Here is a 16,214-nt window from a genome sequence, read left to right as displayed (position 1 = left end):
GCGGCTTGACAGATATAGGAGCATCAACGCGTAGATGTAATCCATCAGGAAGTCGCTCACGTAGTAGCTCGTTCCGAGCGCGACGATTCGCTCGTAGTCGACATGGGGATCGAGCTGCTCGAGTTCGGCTTCGATCCATTTGCGTGGTTTGGTGCGCATGCGTTCATTCCTCGGGCGTCGGTGGCCGATAAGTGCTGATCCACCCTGCGCCCGGGCGGAGCGCGCGCACATCGGTGCGCGATACGAAAGGGACCTGTCGACTTGGTACCACGGTCCAGCCGCGGAACATGAACGAAAAGAACACACGATGCGCTCGCGCGGTGTGGGTAAAGTCGGGCGCAGGCGACACAGAAGTCCGCAACGAGGGAGCATCCATGGCCGCGCTGCGATCCCGCGAAGCGTCCGGCGTTCCCCTCGCCTGGCTGATCGAAGCCGTCACAGCTGGCTTTGTCGACGCGGACGTATCCACCCTGCTCGACGAACGCGAAGAACGAACCGCGCGGGCGGCGCTTCCCCCGTCGTTCTTCGGATGGTTGGCAGCCGAGGCGCGTGTCGCTCAGGCCATCGTGAGCGATCAGAACGAGGGCGATTCGCGGGTGCCCTACCGGGAGGTCGAACGTGCCGCGGCGCGGATGCTGCTCGAGTTCGCCTACCGGCTCATGCACGACGACCCGGATCGACATTTTCTCGATCTTCCCTTCCGCTTCGCCGCTCCGGCAGCTCGCCTCGGAATCGAGTCCTCGCTCGTCATCCAAGCGGTGCGCGTCACCGAGCGGCGCTGGGTCGATCAGCTCCTCACCGCGGCCGGGGAGCGCGCGGGGGATATCGCGCACAGCGTGCTGAGTGCGAGCGCGGCCATCTACGACGCCGTCGTCGACAGCTTCGTCACCGACTACGTCGTCGCCCAGGCGCAGCTGGACGGGGAGATGCTCGCCACGAAGCGCGCGTTGATCGACGCCCTCCTGAAGCCCGGCGTTCGGGACGCGAAGGGTTTCGACGACCTGGGCATCGACCTGTCCGGCCACCACGTCGCCGTCGTGCTCTGGCATCCCACCGCAGGGATCGGGCCTCACCTCGACACTGCAGCCCGGCAGATCGGCATGAGCGCGTTCGCGAATGCCGTCACCGTCGTGCCGGGCGATGATCGGACCCTGTGGATCTGGCTGACGTTCGCCGACGACCCGCCCCCCGCGGTGTTGGAGCGCGTTCGATCTATCCCGCGTGACCCAGGACGAGTCGGTGTCGCCATCGGGCCTGTGGCCCGTGGCGTGCAGGGGTTCCGGAGGAGCCATCTGTTGGCCCGCGAATACGCGGCGGTCGCCGGTCGCCTGCCGCCCGGCATCGCCCCGGATATCGCCGATACCGAGAGGATGTCTTATCTCAGCCTGCTGCTGCGCGATCCCGAGCGTGCCGAATGGTTCGTCGCGACCGAACTCGGGGCGCTCGCAACCGGGGCCGTCTCGGATCGAGAGAACCGCGAGACGCTGCGGCTCTACCTCGAGACGGGGCAATCCCTGGCGGATACGGCCGAGCGTTTGCGGATTCACCGGAACACGGTCGTCTACCGGCTGAAGCGTATCGAACAGGCGATCGGCCGTCCGATCGCCTCGCGTCGTCACGAGCTCTACGCCGCGGCGCTGCTTGCTCATCTGCTGGAGCAGTCCGAGTCCTGAAGCTCTCGTTCTCCCACCCTGAGGCGGGGATGCCGTACCGCAGTACCAGGACCGATCGGATTCTCTGGACTCGCGGACGGTGCTTGCCGTGCCCGCCGTGTGGCCAGATGTAATACGGCAACCATTCCGCCGCTGATCCCGAAGGAGAGATCATGAGCCTCACGATGGCCACGAACCTGTCGACCAACGTCGATCGCACCGACCTGTTCATTGGCGGTGCCTGGCAGAAGCCCGCATCGAACCGGCGCATCACGGTGCGCTCCGCGACGACCGAAGAGGTCATCGGGTCCGTTCCCGAAGCGACTGAGGCCGACGTCGACCGCGCGGTCGCGGCGGCACGTCGTGCGTTCGATGACCCGCAGGGCTGGTCGACGTGGGACCCGGCCGAGCGTGCAGCGGTCGTCGAGAAGCTCGCCGACGAGGTCCAGGCACGTGCCGACGAGACCGTGCGCGTGATCTCGATGCAGAACGGCATGCCCATCACGATCGCTCGTGCTCTTGAAGCCCCCTACCCGGCCGCCACACTGCGTTTCTACGCCGACCTTGCACGCAACCAGGCCGTGGAAGAAGAGCGCCCCGGTATCTTCGTCTCCCGCACGACGGTGCGCCGCATGCCCATCGGCGTCGTGGCCGGGATCGTGCCGTGGAACGTGCCGCAGTCGCTCACGATGACCAAGCTCGCGCCCGCGCTCGCGGCGGGCAACACGATCATCCTCAAGCCCTCACCCGAAACGGTCCTCGACGCCTTCATTCTTGCCGACGCGATCGAGGCCGCGGGTGTGCCCGAGGGCGTCGTCAGCATCTTGCCCGGTGGGCGCGAGCTCGGCGCCTACATCGTGTCGCACCCGGGCGTCGACAAGGTCGCGTTCACGGGCTCGACAACCGGGGGGCGCGCGGTCGCCAAAGCCTGCGCCGAACTGCTGCGCCCCGTCAGCCTCGAGCTCGGCGGAAAGTCGGCGGCGATCATCCTCGACGATGCCGACCTCGATCTGGAGAAGATGGGTCAGAGCTTCTTTGCGTCGACGCTCGCCAACAACGGGCAGGTCTGCTTCCTCGGCACGCGTGTTCTCGCGCCGCGGCGTCGGTACGACGAGGTCGTCGACGTGCTGGCGACCCTCATGCGGTTCTCGCCCGTCGGTGACCCGCTCGACGACGCGACGCTGATCGGGCCGATGGCGAGCAAGAACCAGCAGGAGCGCGTGGCGAACTACATCGAGATCGGAAAGAGCGAAGGCGGACGCGTCGTCGTCGGGGGCAGCGGACGACCGGATGGCTGGGACCGCGGCCACTTTGTGCGCCCCACCCTGTTCGCCGGCCTCGACAACACCGCGCGGATCGCGCAGGAAGAGATCTTCGGACCGGTGCTCACGGTCATCGGTTACGACGACGATGCGGATGCCATCCGCATCGCGAGCGACTCCGACTACGGCCTGGGAGGTTCGGTCTGGTCGACCGATGACGACCGGGCTATGGCGGTCGCCCGCGGCGTGCAGACCGGAACGATCGGCATCAACGGCTACATCCCCGACATCGGGGCGCCGTTCGGTGGGGTCAAGCAGAGCGGCTATGGCAAGGAGTTCGGAGCCGAGGGTCTCGCTGCGTACCAGCAGGTCAAGTCGATCTATCACTTCGCGTGAGCGCCGATGTTGTTTCGTCGGACCAAGAGTCGACGTCCTTCCGGTCTCGAATGGGGGATTCGCGAGAGCCTGACCAGCTATGTCGCGCATCTGCCTGACGGCGTCGTCGCCGTCGACGGGGTCGCGGACCTCGTCGACGGCGCGCACCCGCCACGGTTCTTCTTCCCCGAGGTGTCCCGCGCGCGCGGCGAGGTGCGGTTCGGGGGAACGGTCCAGATCATCGGTCATCGGGGGATGCTGCGGATCACCGCGTGTGACCCGTGGCTCGCATTCGGTGACGGTCGCGCGTTCCTGAGCGTCGTCCCGAGCGAGGGCTCAGCCCGCGTCGTCGTTGCGGTGCTGCCGGCGGTCGAGGGGGAGCCCATCGAGGCGGTGGGAGCGCAGCTGACCGCGGAGGGAGCCGCCTGGCTCGGACCCCAGTACTCGGAGGCCGACGAGGCATCCGTCGTCGCGTACGTGCCGATATCGACGTGAGCGGGGTCGTCGTTGCGCGATTTCCACCGCAGATGGCCCGCACCCCCGAAAGGGTGCGGGCCATCTGCGGTGGAGGATCAGATCAGATCAGAGCTGACCGGTCGAGCGCCATCCGCCCTGGTATTCCTGGCGGGCGGTCTCGGCGTACGGGACCGGGCTGACGACCGCGCGGACCTCGATCTGCTCGTGCGGCTGGACGGTCGTCTTGCCGGAGCCGCCGTTCGGCTCGCCCCAGACGACCTTCAGCTCGGTACCGATCGGCACATCGCGGTCGACGGTGGCGAGCGAGAGGCCCCGCTTCTCGTTCGCCGTGACGCCCGTGAAGAGCGAGAGGCCGACGGTGTTGCCGTCCGCGTCGATCACGGCGTCGTAGTTCGACGAGCCGTAGTTGGCGTTGGGCAGGTCGAAGAACTGGTAGCCGACGCCCTCGCGGTCGATGACGCTCGTGAGGATCTTCTTCAGGTCCTCGTCGTTCCAGGCGAGCGTGACCTTCTTGCGCTGGGTCTCGGGGTCGATCTTCTCGAGCGCGTCGCGGCCGATGAAGTCGTGGTCGAACTTCACGAACGAACCGTAACCGAGCTCCCAGGGGCTGAGGTAGTAGTCCTCGATGTTGTCCGAGACGAACGAGCCGGCGAGGGCGTTGATGGCCTCGTAGCTGTTCGCGGGAAGCCACTCGCGGTAGCCACGCTCGGCCTCGCTCGAGTAGATGGCGGGCAGCGGCGAGGGGATCCAGCCCGACTCCAGCGTGTTCGAGGAGTAGGCGCGCGAGCCACAGGGCTCGATGCCGAACTCGGCTCCGGCCTCGAGGATCGCCTGACGGATCTTGCCGTGCTGCTCGTACGGGCCCCACAGCTCGAGGCCCGGCGCGCCGGCCATGCCGTGGCGGAGGGTGTGGACCTTCTCGCCCGCGATCGTGAGCTCGCCCATGTGGAAGAACTTGACCTTCTCGAGCTCGCCACCGTTGAGCTTCTCGATGATCGGCCAGGCGTTCGGACCCTGGATCTGGAAGCGGTAGTACTTGCGCGACACGGCCTCGCCGTACGGGCGGGAGTTGGAGCGGTCGTCGTAGGTGACGTCGACCTTGTAGCCGCCGGTTTCGGCGTGGTACTGCAGCCAGTTGGCACCCGGTGCGCGGCCGACGTAGACGTAGTCGTTCTCGCCCTCGCGGAACAGGATGCCGTCGCCGATCACGCCACCGTTGGAGGCGGTCGGGACGAACTGCTTGGCCGTGTTGACCGGGAAGTTCGTAAAGCTGTTGATGCCGGTCTCGGCGAGCAGCTTGAGGGCATCGGGGCCCGAGACGAACAGGTTCACCATGTGGTGGGTCTGATCGAACAGCACGGCGGCCTCGCGCCAGGCGATCTGCTCGCGGCGCCAGTTCGAGAACTCGGCCGGGACGACAGGGTAGATATAGGTGCCGAGCTTCGAGTTGCGCAGCATCTCGACGGTGTTTCCCGCCTCGTCGAGCACTTGCTGCAGGTTGCCAGCCATGGTTGTTCCTTTCAACATCTTTGTCGTGTGGTCCTGATGGTACGGAGGACACATCACTATGTCCAGAGTGATTTAGCGTCGCCAGAATTGTAACCAAAATCTTGACCATCGCGCTAGTCGTGTGATTCGCTGTCCTTACAAGTCAGGAGTTCCCATGGCAGACACCACCCCTTCACTTCTTGTCGTCAGCGCCCACGCGGGCGATTTCGTCTGGCGCGCGGGCGGCGCGATCGCCGCCGCGACCCTGCGCGGCGAGCGAGCCACCGTCGTGTGCCTCTCTTATGGAGAGCGCGGCGAATCGGCGAGCCAGTGGCTTGCGGGCAAGCCGCTCGACGAGATCAAGGCGATCCGCCGCGACGAGGCAACGGCCGCGGCGACGGCGCTGGGCGCCGACATCGAGTTCCTCGACCTCGGCGACTACCCCTTGGTCGAGTCGCCCGAGGCGGTGCAGAAGTTGGTGGACGTCTTCCGGCGCACGCAGCCGACGGTCGTGCTGACGCATCCTCTCGCCGACCCCTACAACGGAGATCACCCCGCGGCCGCGCGCATGGCGCTGCAGGCTCGCGTGCTGGCTCAGGCGATCGGTGTGGCGAATTCGGATGGCTCCTACCCGGGCACAGATGACATCATCGGCGCCCCGCCCGTCTTCTTCTTCGAGCCGCATCAGCCCGAGCAGTCGGACTTCAAGCCGAACGTGCTGCTCGACATCACGGCCGCCTTCCCGCTCAAGCAGAAGGCCATGGAGTGCCTGCCGGCGCAGAAGCACATGTGGGAGTACTACACCTCGCTCGCCGTGCGTCGGGGCGTGCAGGTCAAGCGGAACGCCGGCCCGAATCTCGGTCTGCCCGTTGACACGATGGGTGAGGCGTACATGCGCTACTACCCGCAGGTGACGGACGTGCTCGGATGACCGGCACGCAGCGGACCGGTGTCGTCGTCACGGACATCGCACGCGCGGATGCCGCCACGATCGACGCGCTCGGTGTGCACGGCGTCGCGACGGTCCACGAGGCGATGGGACGCATCGGGCTCGTCGGAGCGGACATTCGTCCGATTCAGGATGGCTCGCGCATCGCGGGATCCGCGGTCACCGTGCTGTCGTGGCCCGGCGACAACCTCATGATCCACGTCGCGATCGAGCAGTGCCAGCCCGGCGACATCCTCGTGGTGTCCACGACGTCGCCCTCCGTCGACGGTGCGTTCGGTGAACTGTTCGCGACGGCGCTCGCGCAGCGCGGCGTTCGCGGACTCGTCACCACAACCGGTGTCCGCGATGTCGTCGACCTGCGAGAGATGGGCTTTCCCGTGTGGTCGAGCGCGATCAACGCGCAGGGCACGGTCAAGGCCACGGCGGGCTCGGTCAACGTACCCGTCGTCGTCGGGGGAGTCGTCGTGCGGGCAGGCGACGTCGTCATCGCCGATGATGACGGGGTGATGTGCGTGCCGAGGGCCGATGCCGAGAGCGTGTTGGCGGCGTCCGACTCCCGCGTCGAGAAAGAGGCGGCCGACCGCGCCGCCTATCAGGGCGGCGAGCTGAGCCTGGATCGCAAGGGCCTCCGCGACGTCTTCCGCGACCTCGGCGGTCGATACGTGACAGAGTCGGAGTTCGAGGCGGAGCATGGCGGGCGCTGACGGCATCCGCTGCATGCTCATGCGGGGCGGCACCTCGAAAGGGGCGTACTTCCTCGCGGAGGACGTCCCGGCCGACCCGGCCGAGCGCGACGAGCTCATGTTGCGCGTCATGGGAAGTCCCGATCCTGCTCAGATCGACGGGCTCGGGGGAGCGCACCCGCTCACCAGCAAGGTCGCCATCGTCTCGCGGTCGAGCGAACCCGGCATCGACGTTGACTACCTCTTCCTGCAGGTCGTCGTCGACAAGCCCGTCGTGAGCGACGCGCAGACCTGCGGCAATCTGCTGGCGGGTGTCGGACCGTTTGCGATCGAGCGCCGACTCGTCGAGGCACAGGACGGCGAGACCCCGGTGCGAATCCGCATAGTCAACACGGGGGATGTCGCGAGCACACGCATCCGCACGCCTGGTGGGATCGTCGCCTATGACGGGGACTTTGCGATCGACGGAGTGCCGGGGATCGCGTGCGCGATCGAGCTCGAGGTGGGCGGCGACTCGCCGCTCCTCCCGACCGGCAATGTTTCGGACGAGATCGCCGGGCACCGCGTCACCCTGATCGACAACGGCATGCCCGTCGTGCTGCTGCGCGCCGACGAGTTCGGCGTGACGGGATCGGAAAGCCCCGAAGAGCTCGAGGGACGGTCGGCGCTGACCGCCGAGATCGAAGAGATCCGCCTGCAGGCGGGCCCCCGGATGGGACTCGGGGATGTCTCGGCGCAGACCGTGCCGAAGATGCTCCTGCTGTCGCCACCCCTCGCGGGCGGCGCCATCTCGACGCGCGCTTTCATTCCCTCGCGCGTACACACCTCGATCGGGGTACTCATGGCGGCATCCGTTGCCGCGGGCATCCGAATTCCTGGGGCCGTCGGGTCCGACGTCGCGGTTGGCGCCGACGCCGATCCCAGCTTCATCGAGCACCCGACCGGAGCTTTTCCCGCCCGGGTCGCCGTCGAGCAACGCGCGGACGGTGCCTGGTACGGCACGTCCGTGTCCGAGCGCACGGCGCGCAAGATCTTCGACGGCACGGTTTTTCCGCGGCCGCGACTTTAGCCTGAAATACGAAACGTCAGAGAGGACACCGCCATGGCCAGCACCGAGAACTTCGACATCGCCCATCTGGGCGCCGTCGAGCTGTTCACCCCGAAGTTCGAAGAGAGCCTGTGGTTCTTCCGCGACCTGCTCGCGATGCGCGAGGTTGCCCGCATCGGCAACTCGGCGTACCTGCGCTGCTGGGACGAGTACCAGCTCTACACGATCAAGCTCACGGCATCCGACACCAACGGGGTCGGGCGCTCGCTGTACCGCGCTTCGAGCGAGGAAGCGCTCGAGCGTCGGGTCGCGGCGATCGAGGCGGCGGGACTCGGCCACGGATGGCGCGAGCCCGAGGTGGGAGTCGGGCGCTCCTACGAGTTCGAGGACCCGGACGGCCACCTCATGGCGGTCTACTACGACACCGAGCACTACGTGCCGGACGAGAAGGACACCCCGGCGCTGAAGAACCAGGCCTCGGCGTTCCCGGGCCGTGGTGTGAACGTCCGCCGCATGGATCACATCAACTATCTCGCCGCGGATGTCACCAAGTCCGGTGAGTTCTGGCGCGACGTGATGGGTGCACGCGAGTCCGAGCGCGTCGTCAAGGACGAGGGCGGGTACGCCGCGTGGTGGTTCCGCTTCGCCCAGAAGTCGTACGACGTCGTCTACTCCGAGGACTGGACCGGAACGCGCGGTCGCTTCCACCACTTCGCGCTCGCCCCGGACACCCGCGAGGATATCCTCAAGGCCGCCGACATCTTCCTCGAGAACAAGGTCTACATCGAGTACGGCCCCTACAAGCACGCGATCAACCAGACCTTCTTCCTCTACGTCTGGGAGCCCGGCGGCAACCGCATCGAGTTCGCGAATGCCGGTGCGCGCCTGATCCTCGACCCGGACTGGCCGGTCGTCGAATGGACCGCCGCCGAGCGCGCCAAGGGCCAGGCGTGGGGGATGAAGACCGTTGCGACGTTCCACACGCACGGCACGCCGTACGTCGAGAACCAGGAAGAGATCGACCGCGCAGCCCTCGAGGGTCGCAAGCACTGAGAACAAACTAACGGCAGCCGGCGATGTCGTCGGCTGCCGTTAGTCCTGTGTTGAGTAGGGTTGTCCGGTGCCAGAAGCCGTCATCTCCGCCGACTCGCTCGTCAAGACCTATCGAGTGAAGGGTAAGTCCGACTTCGTCGCCGTCGACGGGCTGAGTTTCGACGTCGCGCCGGGGGAGTCGTTCGGCTTGCTCGGGCCGAACGGTGCCGGCAAGTCCACGACCATGAAGATGATCGGCGCGGTGTCGACGCGCACGAGCGGCGACCTGTCGATCCTCGGGCTCGACCCGGATCGCCACGGCCCCGACATCCGCTCGCGCCTGGGTGTCGTGCCGCAGCAGGACAACCTGGATGGCGAGCTCAACGCGCGCGAGAACCTCTTCATCTACGGCCGCTATTTCGGTCTGCCCGCGAGCGTCTGCCGGCAGAAGGCCGAGGAGCTGCTCGCGTTCGCCCAGCTCGAAGACAAGGCGACGAGCAAGGTCGATCAGCTCTCGGGTGGGATGAAGCGGCGGCTGACGATCGCGCGCGGGCTCGTCAACGACCCGCGCATCCTGCTGCTCGACGAGCCGACGACCGGGCTCGACCCGCAGGCGCGGCACGTCCTCTGGGACCGCCTCTTCCGGCTCAAAGAGACCGGCACGACGCTCGTGCTCACCACGCACTACATGGACGAGGCCGAGCAGCTCTGCGACCGCCTGATCGTGGTCGACAAGGGCCGCATCATGGCCGAGGGCACCCCGGCGTCCCTCATCCGTGCGCACTCGACGCGCGAGGTGCTCGAGGTGCGCTTCGGATCCGACCGCAACGCCGAGGTTGCACCGCAGCTCGAGGGCATCGGCGAGCGGGTCGAAGTCCTGCCCGACCGCGTTCTGATCTACGCAGACAACGGCGAGCACGCGCTCGAGCGGATCACCCACCTGGGGCTCGAGCCGATCACTTCCCTCGTGCGGCGATCGAGCCTCGAGGACGTCTTTCTGCGCCTCACCGGAAGGTCGCTGATCGAATGAGCGACCGGGCCATCAGCTCGCCGACCCTCGACGAGCTCCGCCAGGAGGCACTCGAGTGGGGCCGACGTCCACGCGCTCGCGGTGCCTGGTACGTCACCGAACACATGGTCCGCGCAATGCGCGCCTATGGCTGGACGATCGTCGTCGGCGCGCTCGGTCAGCCGATCCTGTATCTGCTCGGCCTCGCGGTCGGTCTCGCCGCGCTGATCGACGTGCCGATCGTCGACGGCGGGCGCGAAGTTTCGTACCTCGTGTTCGTGGCGCCGGCGCTGCTCATGACCGCCACGATCTCGGTCGCGAGCGAAGAGTTCACCTACCCGGTCATGGCGGGGTTCAAATGGCGGCGCTACTTCTTCGGCTTCAATGCGTCGCCGCTCTCCAGCTCGCAGATCGCCACGGGCGTGGTGTTGGGGGCGACGGCGCGCATGGTCGTCGTCGCGGTTGCCTACTTCGCGTTCCTGTGCGTGTTCGGCGCTGTGCCGAACCTCGCCACGGGATCGATCGCCGTCCTCGTCAGCCTGCTCGCGGGGCTCGCGTTCGGCGCCCCGCTGTTGGCGTATGCGTCGTCGATTCAGGATGATCGAGGCCAGTTCGCGCTCGTGCAGCGCTTCGTGTTCATGCCGATGTTCCTGTTCTCCGGCACGTTCTACCCCCTGGCGACCCTGCCCGTGTGGCTGCAGTGGATCGGCTGGATCTCGCCGCTCTGGCACGCCACCGAGCTCGGCCGCGCCCTCACATACGGGCGTGACGAGTCGGTCGTGATGATCGTCGTCCACATCGTCTACCTCACCGTGCTGGCCGTCGGTGGGTACGTGCTCGCACGCCGGATCTTCACGCGGAGGCTTGCACGATGAGCGCGTCGGCGATGAGGGCGGATGCCGCTCCGGTCCGCGGCGGCGGGGTGCGGGCGCTGTGGGCCGGAAACCCCGGAGCGGTCGTGCAACGCGGCCTGCTCGCCGCGCGATCGTCGAGCTGGATCGTGGTGCTCTCGGGCTTCTTCGAGCCCGTGTTCTACCTCGCCTCGATGGGCATCGGGCTCGGTGCCCTGATCGGCTCGGTCGAGACATCCGCGGGTCTCGTGGTGTCGTACGCGGCTTTCATCGCGCCCGCGCTGCTGGCCGTCTCGGCGATGAACGGGGCGATCTACGACTCGACGTGGAACGTCTTCTTCAAGCTCAACTACGGCAAGCTCTACGAGGGCATGCTCGCGACGTCGCTGGGGCCGCTCGACGTCGCGCTCGGCGAGATCCTGTACGCGCTGCTGCGTGGTCTGCTCTACGCATCCGGATTCCTCATCATCATGCAGTTCGCCGGACTCAACCTGTCGTGGACCGCGATCCTTGCGCTACCCGCGGTCATGCTGATCGCCTTCGGCTTCGCGAGCCTCGGGATGGCCGTGACGAGCTACATGAAGGCGTTCCAGCACATGGACTGGATCAACTTCGTGCTGCTGCCGATGTTCCTGTTCTCGGCGACGTTCTACCCGATCACGGTGTATCCGGAGTGGGTGCAGGCGATCGTGCGCGCGCTCCCGCTCTGGCACGGCGTCGAGCTGGTGCGGGGTCTCACGACGGGGTCGCTGCACCCGGGCATGCTCTGGCACGTGCTGTACTACGTCGTGATGATCGCGATCGGTCTCGTGTTCACGACGAAGCGCCTGCGCGCCCTGTTCCTGGACTGAACCTGCCGGGCTAGCGCCAGATGACGGCGATGCCCGCGTTCAGCAGGGTCAGTACGCCGATCGACCAGAACAGCGGCGGTGGTACAGAGCCGCTCCGCCGACCACGGGCCTGGCCGATGCCCATGAGGGCTCCGATGATCAGCAACACGACGAGCTTGACGCCGATCTTCACGTAGTTCAGGTCGTACTCGATGCCCCACGGGGCCGCGAGCACGAGCCCGGCGACGGCCGCGATCGCGAGGCCGACGTTCATCAGCCCGGTGATCTGGCGCTTGCCGCCCCAGGCCTGTGCGGCCCACGCGCCGAAGAGGATCGCGAAGCCGGTGATATGCACGAACACGACGATATGACGCAGGATCTCCATGGCACCACGGTAGGGGTGCTTCGTGCCACTGCGCCAGCAAGGTGGGCCTCACCGGCGTGAACGGGTTCAGCCCCGCAGCGCCTTCAGCACCAGCGCGGTGCGGATCGCGGCATCCGCGGCCTCGAAGCCCTTGTCTTCGCGCGAGCCGGGCAGACCCGCGCGGTCGATGCCCTGCTGCTCGTCATCCAGCGTGAGCACACCGAAACCGACCGGCTTGCCCGTGTCGAGCGCCACGCGCGTCAGACCATCGGTCGCCGCGGAAGAGACGAATTCGAAGTGCGGGGTGCCGCCGCGGATGATGACTCCGAGGGCGACAACGGCATCGGCTCCGGCCTCGAGCGCCACTTTGCACGCCACGGGCAGCTCGAACGAGCCGGGCACGCGCACGAGGGAGTAGTCCGCACCGGACTCGTCCAGGGCACGCGTCGCGCCCGCGATCATGCCGTCGCTGATCTGCTCGTGCCACTCGCCGGCGACGATCACGACGCGCAGCCCCGAGGCATCCGGCTTGTCCTCTGCCCGCAGGACGGGCGCTCCCTTACCGCTCATACGTCGTTTCCCGTCTTCATATCGGCGAATGCATCGGCGAGCTCTTGCTCGGCGATGAGGTGCCCCATCCGGTCACGCTTCGTCTCGAGGTACTGGTGGTTGTTGGGGCCGACGCCGACCAGCAGGGGAACCTGCTCCACGATGTCGAGGCCGAACTCCCGCAGCTGGTCGACCTTGTCGGGGTTGTTCGTCATGAGCCGCACGCGCTCGATGCCGAGATCGGACAGGATGCCCGCTGCCGCGGCGTAGTCGCGGGCGTCGGCGGGCAGCCCGAGGGCGAGGTTCGCATCGACCGTGTCGAGGCCCGCTTCCTGCAGGCTGTATGCGCGGAGCTTGTTGATGAGGCCGATGCCGCGGCCCTCGTGACCGCGCATGTAGACGACGACGCCGCCCTTCTCGGCGATCGTGTCGAGCGCGGCGTCCAGCTGAGGGCCGCATTCGCACTTGAGAGACCCGAACGCCTCGCCGGTCAGGCACTCCGAGTGCACGCGTACGAGCGGTGCGTCCGCGATCTCGCCCGATACGACCGCGAGGTGGTCGGTGCCCGTGACGCGATCTTTGTACGCCAGAAAACGGAACGTGCCGTGATTCGTCGGCACGAGTGATTCGGCGCGCAGGCTGACACGACGGCGGTGCACGTTGTGCGTCTCGGCCTCGCGCGGCTCGTGTTCTTCGAGGTACGCGATCAGCTGCTCGATGGTGATCACGGGGACCCCGTCGCGCTCGCCGAGCTCCATCAGACCGGGCAGGCGCATCATGCTGCCGTCTTCGGCCACGATCTCGGCGATCGCACCCACCGGCCGCAGGCCCGCGAGGCGCATCAGCTCGACGGCGGCTTCGGTGTGGCCGCCGCGCTCACGCACGCCCCCGTCGACGGCGCGGAGGGGAAGGACGTGCCCGGGGCGGGTGACGCTCGCCGCCGTCGACTCGGGGTTCGCCAAAACGTTCAGGGTGTGCGCGCGGTCCGCGGCGCTGATGCCGGTCGAGATACGGTCGGCGGCGTCAACGCTGACCGTGTACGCCGTGCCCCGAGCATCCTCGTTATGCGCCACCATGGGCGGCAGATCGAGCGTGTCGGCGATCTCGGACGGCATCGGGGCGCAGATGAAACCCGACGACCAGCGGACCGTCCACGCAACCCATTCGGGTGTCGCGAGCTCGGCCGACAGCACGACATCGCCCTCGTTCTCTCGGTTCTCGTCGTCGGCGACGATCACGGGTCGCCCGGCGCGAAGCGCGTCCAGGGCGACGGAAATGGGGGAAAGGCTCATCGTGAGCCTCCTTCACTTGGGGGTGTTGCGGGCGGTGTTGCGGTGAACGCGAGCATGCGCTGCACGTGGCGGGCGAGGATGTCTGTCTCGAGGTTGACGGCATCCCCGGGGTTGCGATCGGCGAGCGTCGTCGCCTCGAGCGTCTCGGGAATGAGGGAGACCTCGAGCCACTGTTCGGCGGCGTCCGGATCGCTCACCGCGCTGATCGTGAGCGAAACGCCGTCGATCGCGATCGACCCCTTGTCGACGACGAGGGGCGCGAGCGCCGCCGGCACGCCGACGCGCACAACACGCCAGCGTTCGCCGGGTCGGACCTCCAGGATCACGCCCTTTCCGTCGACGTGGCCCTGAACGACGTGACCGCCGAGGCGCGTGCCAACGGCCGTTGCGCGCTCGATGTTCACGGAGCGCCCGGGGCCGAAACTCGCGAGTGTCGACATGTCGAGCGTCTGACGCATCACATCGGCCGTGAACGAGGACTCGTCGCTCGCGACCACGGTCAGACATACTCCGTTGACCGAAATCGAATCGCCGTGCGAGGCATCCGATATCGCCAGGGGAGCGCGGACGCTGAGCCGCACCCCGTCGCCCGACGGTTCGACCGCCGTGACGGCGCCGATCTCTTCGATGATTCCGGTGAACATGTCAGTCGGTCCTTTCGTCGGGGGAGATGCGCGCGGGTTCGGCGATGAGCAAGACGTCATCGCCAAGTCGTTCGATGCTGGTGAGGGTCAGACGGCGGGCCTGCGTCATCGTCGAGACTCCGATGTCGCCGATCGCCGTCTTCTCGCCACCCAGGAGGACGGGGGCGATGTAGGCCAGCACGCGGTCGGCGAGACCCGAGCGCACGAACGCGCTCGCAAGTGTCGGTCCGCCCTCGACGAAGACACTCTGCACGCCTCGTTCGCGCAGGTCATCGAGCACCTGATGCAGGTTCTGGGTCCGGGCCTCGAGCACGCCGCGCGGATGCATCCGCAGCGCCGCATCCGCCGGCACCGCACGATTCCCGATCACCACGGGCAGGGGTTGAGATTCGGCGAGCTCGCCGTCGGCAAGCCGGGCTGTCAGGGCGGGATCATCGGCCAGAACCGTCCCGGTTCCGACCACGATCGCGTCCGCCTCAGCCCGCCGCCGGTGCACGTCGGCACGCGCGTCCGACCCGGTGATCCACTTGCTCGAGCCGTCCGCGGCCGCGGCGCGACCGTCGAGGCTCTGCGCCCACTTCACGGTCACGAACGGGCGGCCGAGTCGAACGACTGACAGCCACGAGTCGAGCATCTCGGTGATCTCGTCGGCGCGGGCCCCCGACTCGACCTCGATGCCGTGGTCGCGCAAGCGCTCGGCGCCGCCCGACGACGGCTCGGCCGGATCGGCGACGGCGTACACGACGCGCGAAACGCCCGCTTCGATCAGGGCCACCGCGCAGGGACCCGTGCGACCGGTGTGGTTGCACGGCTCGAGGGTGACGACCATGGTCGCGCCCCGGGCGTCGTCGGGCGACAGGCGCGAGAGCGCCTCGATCTCGGCGTGCGGGTTTCCGGCGCCCCGATGCCATCCCTCAGCGAGGACCTCGCCGGCCGGGCTCAACACGACGGCGCCGACCTGAGGATTGATGCCCCGGGGACCGAGGAGCGCCAGCTCTCTGGCGCGGCCCATGGCCTGCCACTCGGTGTCGCTGTACGTCATCCCGGATCCTTCGATTCATCCGGGGTGTCGCAAAGAATTGCGCGGCGTCGACCGTCGGGACGGTCAACGCGTGCTGCCTCTCATCCGGACTCGCGTGGTTTCCCACGCATCACCGTCGGTTCCGGAATTTCACCGGATCAGCCGCACCGCCGAAGCGCCGCAGCTCGCGGACTGTCACCGCCGGTTCGGATTCTCACCGACCCCGGAGCACGTTGTTCTTACTTGATCCTATCCAACGCGCTCATGCGCGTTTCATTCCCGCTCGCTGGGACCGGCGCGCTCGCCATCTCGCTCGCTACTTCAGTAGCCGCGACAGGCGACGGTCGGCGAGCACCTTGCCGCCCGTTTGGCACGTGGCGCAGTACTCGAGCGAGTTGTCGGCGAAGAAGACGCTCCGCACGGTATCGCCACAGACGGGGCAGGCCTCGCCGCGTCGACCGTGCACGCGCATCCCGCGGCGCTTGGCGTCCTTCAGGTCGGCGGGTGGTTTGCCGGATGCCGTGGCCACCGCATCCTGAAGCGTTGTATGCATCGCGTCATACAGCCCCTGCACGTCCGCCGCGGTGAGTGATGCGGCCAGCGCGTAGGGCGACATCCGTGCGACGTGCAGCACCTCGTCGGAGTAGGCGTTGCCGATGCCCGCGATGATCGACTGATCGCGCAGCAC

17 protein-coding genes and 1 riboswitch are annotated in these 16,214 nt (G+C 67.4%); of the genes, 10 read left to right on the top strand and 7 right to left on the bottom strand.

The window, feature by feature from the left end; genetic code table 11:
• The first annotated feature begins 374 nt into the window (after positions 1–374).
• The 3 genes from MIC448_RS10610 to MIC448_RS10600 all read left to right on the top strand — a co-directional run bounded on the left by MIC448_RS10610 (position 375) and on the right by MIC448_RS10600 (position 3,784).
• Positions 375–1,673: a CdaR family transcriptional regulator gene (locus MIC448_RS10610; protein WP_036299317.1), complete on the top strand. Its 1,299-nt coding sequence runs from the start codon at positions 375–377 to the stop codon at positions 1,671–1,673.
• A 152-nt stretch (positions 1,674–1,825) separates the two neighbouring features.
• Positions 1,826–3,310 (top strand): aldehyde dehydrogenase, encoded by a 1,485-nt coding sequence (locus tag MIC448_RS10605; RefSeq protein WP_232711651.1) that lies wholly within the window; start codon positions 1,826–1,828, stop codon positions 3,308–3,310.
• Positions 3,311–3,316: 6 nt separating this feature from the next.
• Positions 3,317–3,784, top strand: a complete 468-nt coding sequence (locus MIC448_RS10600; RefSeq protein ID WP_036299315.1) for an HtaA domain-containing protein — start codon at positions 3,317–3,319, stop codon at positions 3,782–3,784.
• A gap of 87 nt (positions 3,785–3,871) precedes the next feature.
• Here MIC448_RS10600 and MIC448_RS10595 read toward each other — a convergent pair whose 3' ends face one another.
• On the bottom strand, positions 3,872–5,275 hold the full coding sequence (locus tag MIC448_RS10595) for an aminomethyltransferase family protein (protein WP_036299312.1): 1,404 nt from the start codon (positions 5,273–5,275) through the stop codon (positions 3,872–3,874).
• 154 nt (positions 5,276–5,429) lie between these two features.
• On the opposite strand from MIC448_RS10595, the gene MIC448_RS10590 reads away from it, so the two are divergent.
• The 7 genes from MIC448_RS10590 (at position 5,430) to MIC448_RS10560 (ending at position 11,677) form a co-directional block, all read left to right on the top strand.
• A complete protein-coding gene (locus tag MIC448_RS10590) occupies positions 5,430–6,185 on the top strand; it encodes a PIG-L deacetylase family protein (protein WP_036299310.1) in 756 nt (251 codons plus the stop codon).
• Entirely contained in the window at positions 6,182–6,907 is a 726-nt protein-coding gene (locus MIC448_RS10585; RefSeq protein WP_036299307.1) for a 4-carboxy-4-hydroxy-2-oxoadipate aldolase/oxaloacetate decarboxylase, read from the top strand. The genes MIC448_RS10590 and MIC448_RS10585 overlap by 4 nt, the downstream gene beginning before the upstream one ends.
• Entirely contained in the window at positions 6,894–7,955 is a 1,062-nt protein-coding gene (locus MIC448_RS10580; protein ID WP_051513602.1) for a 4-oxalomesaconate tautomerase, read from the top strand. The genes MIC448_RS10585 and MIC448_RS10580 overlap by 14 nt, the downstream gene beginning before the upstream one ends.
• 33 nt (positions 7,956–7,988) lie before the next feature.
• Positions 7,989–8,987: a VOC family protein gene (locus tag MIC448_RS10575; protein ID WP_036299305.1), complete on the top strand. Its 999-nt coding sequence runs from the start codon at positions 7,989–7,991 to the stop codon at positions 8,985–8,987.
• Between the two features lie 67 nt (positions 8,988–9,054).
• The gene (locus MIC448_RS10570) at positions 9,055–9,996 is read left to right on the top strand and encodes an ABC transporter ATP-binding protein (protein ID WP_036299302.1); all 942 of its coding nucleotides are present in this window, start codon (positions 9,055–9,057) and stop codon (positions 9,994–9,996) included.
• Entirely contained in the window at positions 9,993–10,850 is an 858-nt protein-coding gene (locus tag MIC448_RS10565; RefSeq protein WP_036299300.1) for an ABC transporter permease, read from the top strand. Before MIC448_RS10570 ends, MIC448_RS10565 begins: the two co-directional genes overlap by 4 nt.
• Positions 10,847–11,677, top strand: coding sequence for an ABC transporter permease (locus MIC448_RS10560; RefSeq protein WP_036299298.1), 831 nt, complete (start codon positions 10,847–10,849; stop codon positions 11,675–11,677). The genes MIC448_RS10565 and MIC448_RS10560 overlap by 4 nt, the downstream gene beginning before the upstream one ends.
• Positions 11,678–11,687: 10 nt before the next feature.
• On the opposite strand, the gene MIC448_RS10555 is transcribed toward MIC448_RS10560, so the two are convergent.
• The 6 genes from MIC448_RS10555 to MIC448_RS10530 all read right to left on the bottom strand — a co-directional run.
• A complete protein-coding gene (locus MIC448_RS10555; RefSeq protein ID WP_036299296.1) occupies positions 11,688–12,041 on the bottom strand; it encodes a hypothetical protein in 354 nt (117 codons plus the stop codon).
• Between the two features lie 66 nt (positions 12,042–12,107).
• A complete protein-coding gene (ribH, locus tag MIC448_RS10550; RefSeq protein WP_036299294.1) occupies positions 12,108–12,590 on the bottom strand; it encodes a 6,7-dimethyl-8-ribityllumazine synthase in 483 nt (160 codons plus the stop codon).
• Positions 12,587–13,861 (bottom strand): bifunctional 3,4-dihydroxy-2-butanone-4-phosphate synthase/GTP cyclohydrolase II, encoded by a 1,275-nt coding sequence (locus tag MIC448_RS10545; RefSeq protein WP_036299292.1) that lies wholly within the window; start codon positions 13,859–13,861, stop codon positions 12,587–12,589. The genes ribH and MIC448_RS10545 overlap by 4 nt, the downstream gene beginning before the upstream one ends.
• The gene (locus tag MIC448_RS10540) at positions 13,858–14,505 is read right to left on the bottom strand and encodes a riboflavin synthase (protein ID WP_036299290.1); all 648 of its coding nucleotides are present in this window, start codon (positions 14,503–14,505) and stop codon (positions 13,858–13,860) included. The genes MIC448_RS10545 and MIC448_RS10540 overlap by 4 nt, the downstream gene beginning before the upstream one ends.
• A 1-nt stretch (position 14,506) precedes the next feature.
• Complete coding sequence (gene ribD, locus MIC448_RS10535; RefSeq protein ID WP_036299288.1) at positions 14,507–15,547, bottom strand: bifunctional diaminohydroxyphosphoribosylaminopyrimidine deaminase/5-amino-6-(5-phosphoribosylamino)uracil reductase RibD; 1,041 nt, start codon at positions 15,545–15,547, stop codon at positions 14,507–14,509.
• Positions 15,548–15,613: 66 nt separating this feature from the next.
• Positions 15,614–15,762: riboswitch (FMN riboswitch) on the bottom strand.
• Positions 15,763–15,842: 80 nt separating this feature from the next.
• Positions 15,843–16,214 (bottom strand): zinc finger domain-containing protein (locus MIC448_RS10530; RefSeq protein ID WP_036299286.1); only part of this gene is annotated, 372 nt, incomplete at its 5' end.

It is taken from the genome of Microbacterium sp. C448 (assembly GCF_000582705.2).
GTDB classification, from domain to species: Bacteria; Actinomycetota; Actinomycetes; order Actinomycetales; family Microbacteriaceae; genus Microbacterium; species Microbacterium lacus_A.
Note: the sequence above shows the minus strand (reverse complement) of the source record. Positions and strands in the feature narration are given on the sequence as shown.

Excerpts from the sequence above, each read along its gene's own strand:
- MIC448_RS10610 (WP_036299317.1), top strand. The coding sequence starts at position 375 with ATGGCCGCGCTGCGATCCCGCGAAGCGTCCGGCGTTCCCCTCGCCTGG.
- MIC448_RS10560 (WP_036299298.1), top strand. The coding sequence starts at position 10,847 with ATGAGCGCGTCGGCGATGAGGGCGGATGCCGCTCCGGTCCGCGGCGGC.
- ribH (WP_036299294.1), bottom strand. The coding sequence starts at position 12,590 with ATGAGCGGTAAGGGAGCGCCCGTCCTGCGGGCAGAGGACAAGCCGGAT.
- ribD (WP_036299288.1), bottom strand. The coding sequence starts at position 15,547 with ATGACGTACAGCGACACCGAGTGGCAGGCCATGGGCCGCGCCAGAGAG.
- MIC448_RS10580 (WP_051513602.1), top strand. The coding sequence starts at position 6,894 with ATGGCGGGCGCTGACGGCATCCGCTGCATGCTCATGCGGGGCGGCACC.
- MIC448_RS10565 (WP_036299300.1), top strand. The coding sequence starts at position 9,993 with ATGAGCGACCGGGCCATCAGCTCGCCGACCCTCGACGAGCTCCGCCAG.
- MIC448_RS10600 (WP_036299315.1), top strand. The coding sequence starts at position 3,317 with ATGTTGTTTCGTCGGACCAAGAGTCGACGTCCTTCCGGTCTCGAATGG.
- MIC448_RS10555 (WP_036299296.1), bottom strand. The coding sequence starts at position 12,041 with ATGGAGATCCTGCGTCATATCGTCGTGTTCGTGCATATCACCGGCTTC.
- MIC448_RS10605 (WP_232711651.1), top strand. The coding sequence starts at position 1,826 with ATGAGCCTCACGATGGCCACGAACCTGTCGACCAACGTCGATCGCACC.
- MIC448_RS10540 (WP_036299290.1), bottom strand. The coding sequence starts at position 14,505 with ATGTTCACCGGAATCATCGAAGAGATCGGCGCCGTCACGGCGGTCGAA.
- MIC448_RS10585 (WP_036299307.1), top strand. The coding sequence starts at position 6,182 with ATGACCGGCACGCAGCGGACCGGTGTCGTCGTCACGGACATCGCACGC.
- MIC448_RS10595 (WP_036299312.1), bottom strand. The coding sequence starts at position 5,275 with ATGGCTGGCAACCTGCAGCAAGTGCTCGACGAGGCGGGAAACACCGTC.
- MIC448_RS10590 (WP_036299310.1), top strand. The coding sequence starts at position 5,430 with ATGGCAGACACCACCCCTTCACTTCTTGTCGTCAGCGCCCACGCGGGC.
- MIC448_RS10575 (WP_036299305.1), top strand. The coding sequence starts at position 7,989 with ATGGCCAGCACCGAGAACTTCGACATCGCCCATCTGGGCGCCGTCGAG.
- MIC448_RS10545 (WP_036299292.1), bottom strand. The coding sequence starts at position 13,861 with ATGAGCCTTTCCCCCATTTCCGTCGCCCTGGACGCGCTTCGCGCCGGG.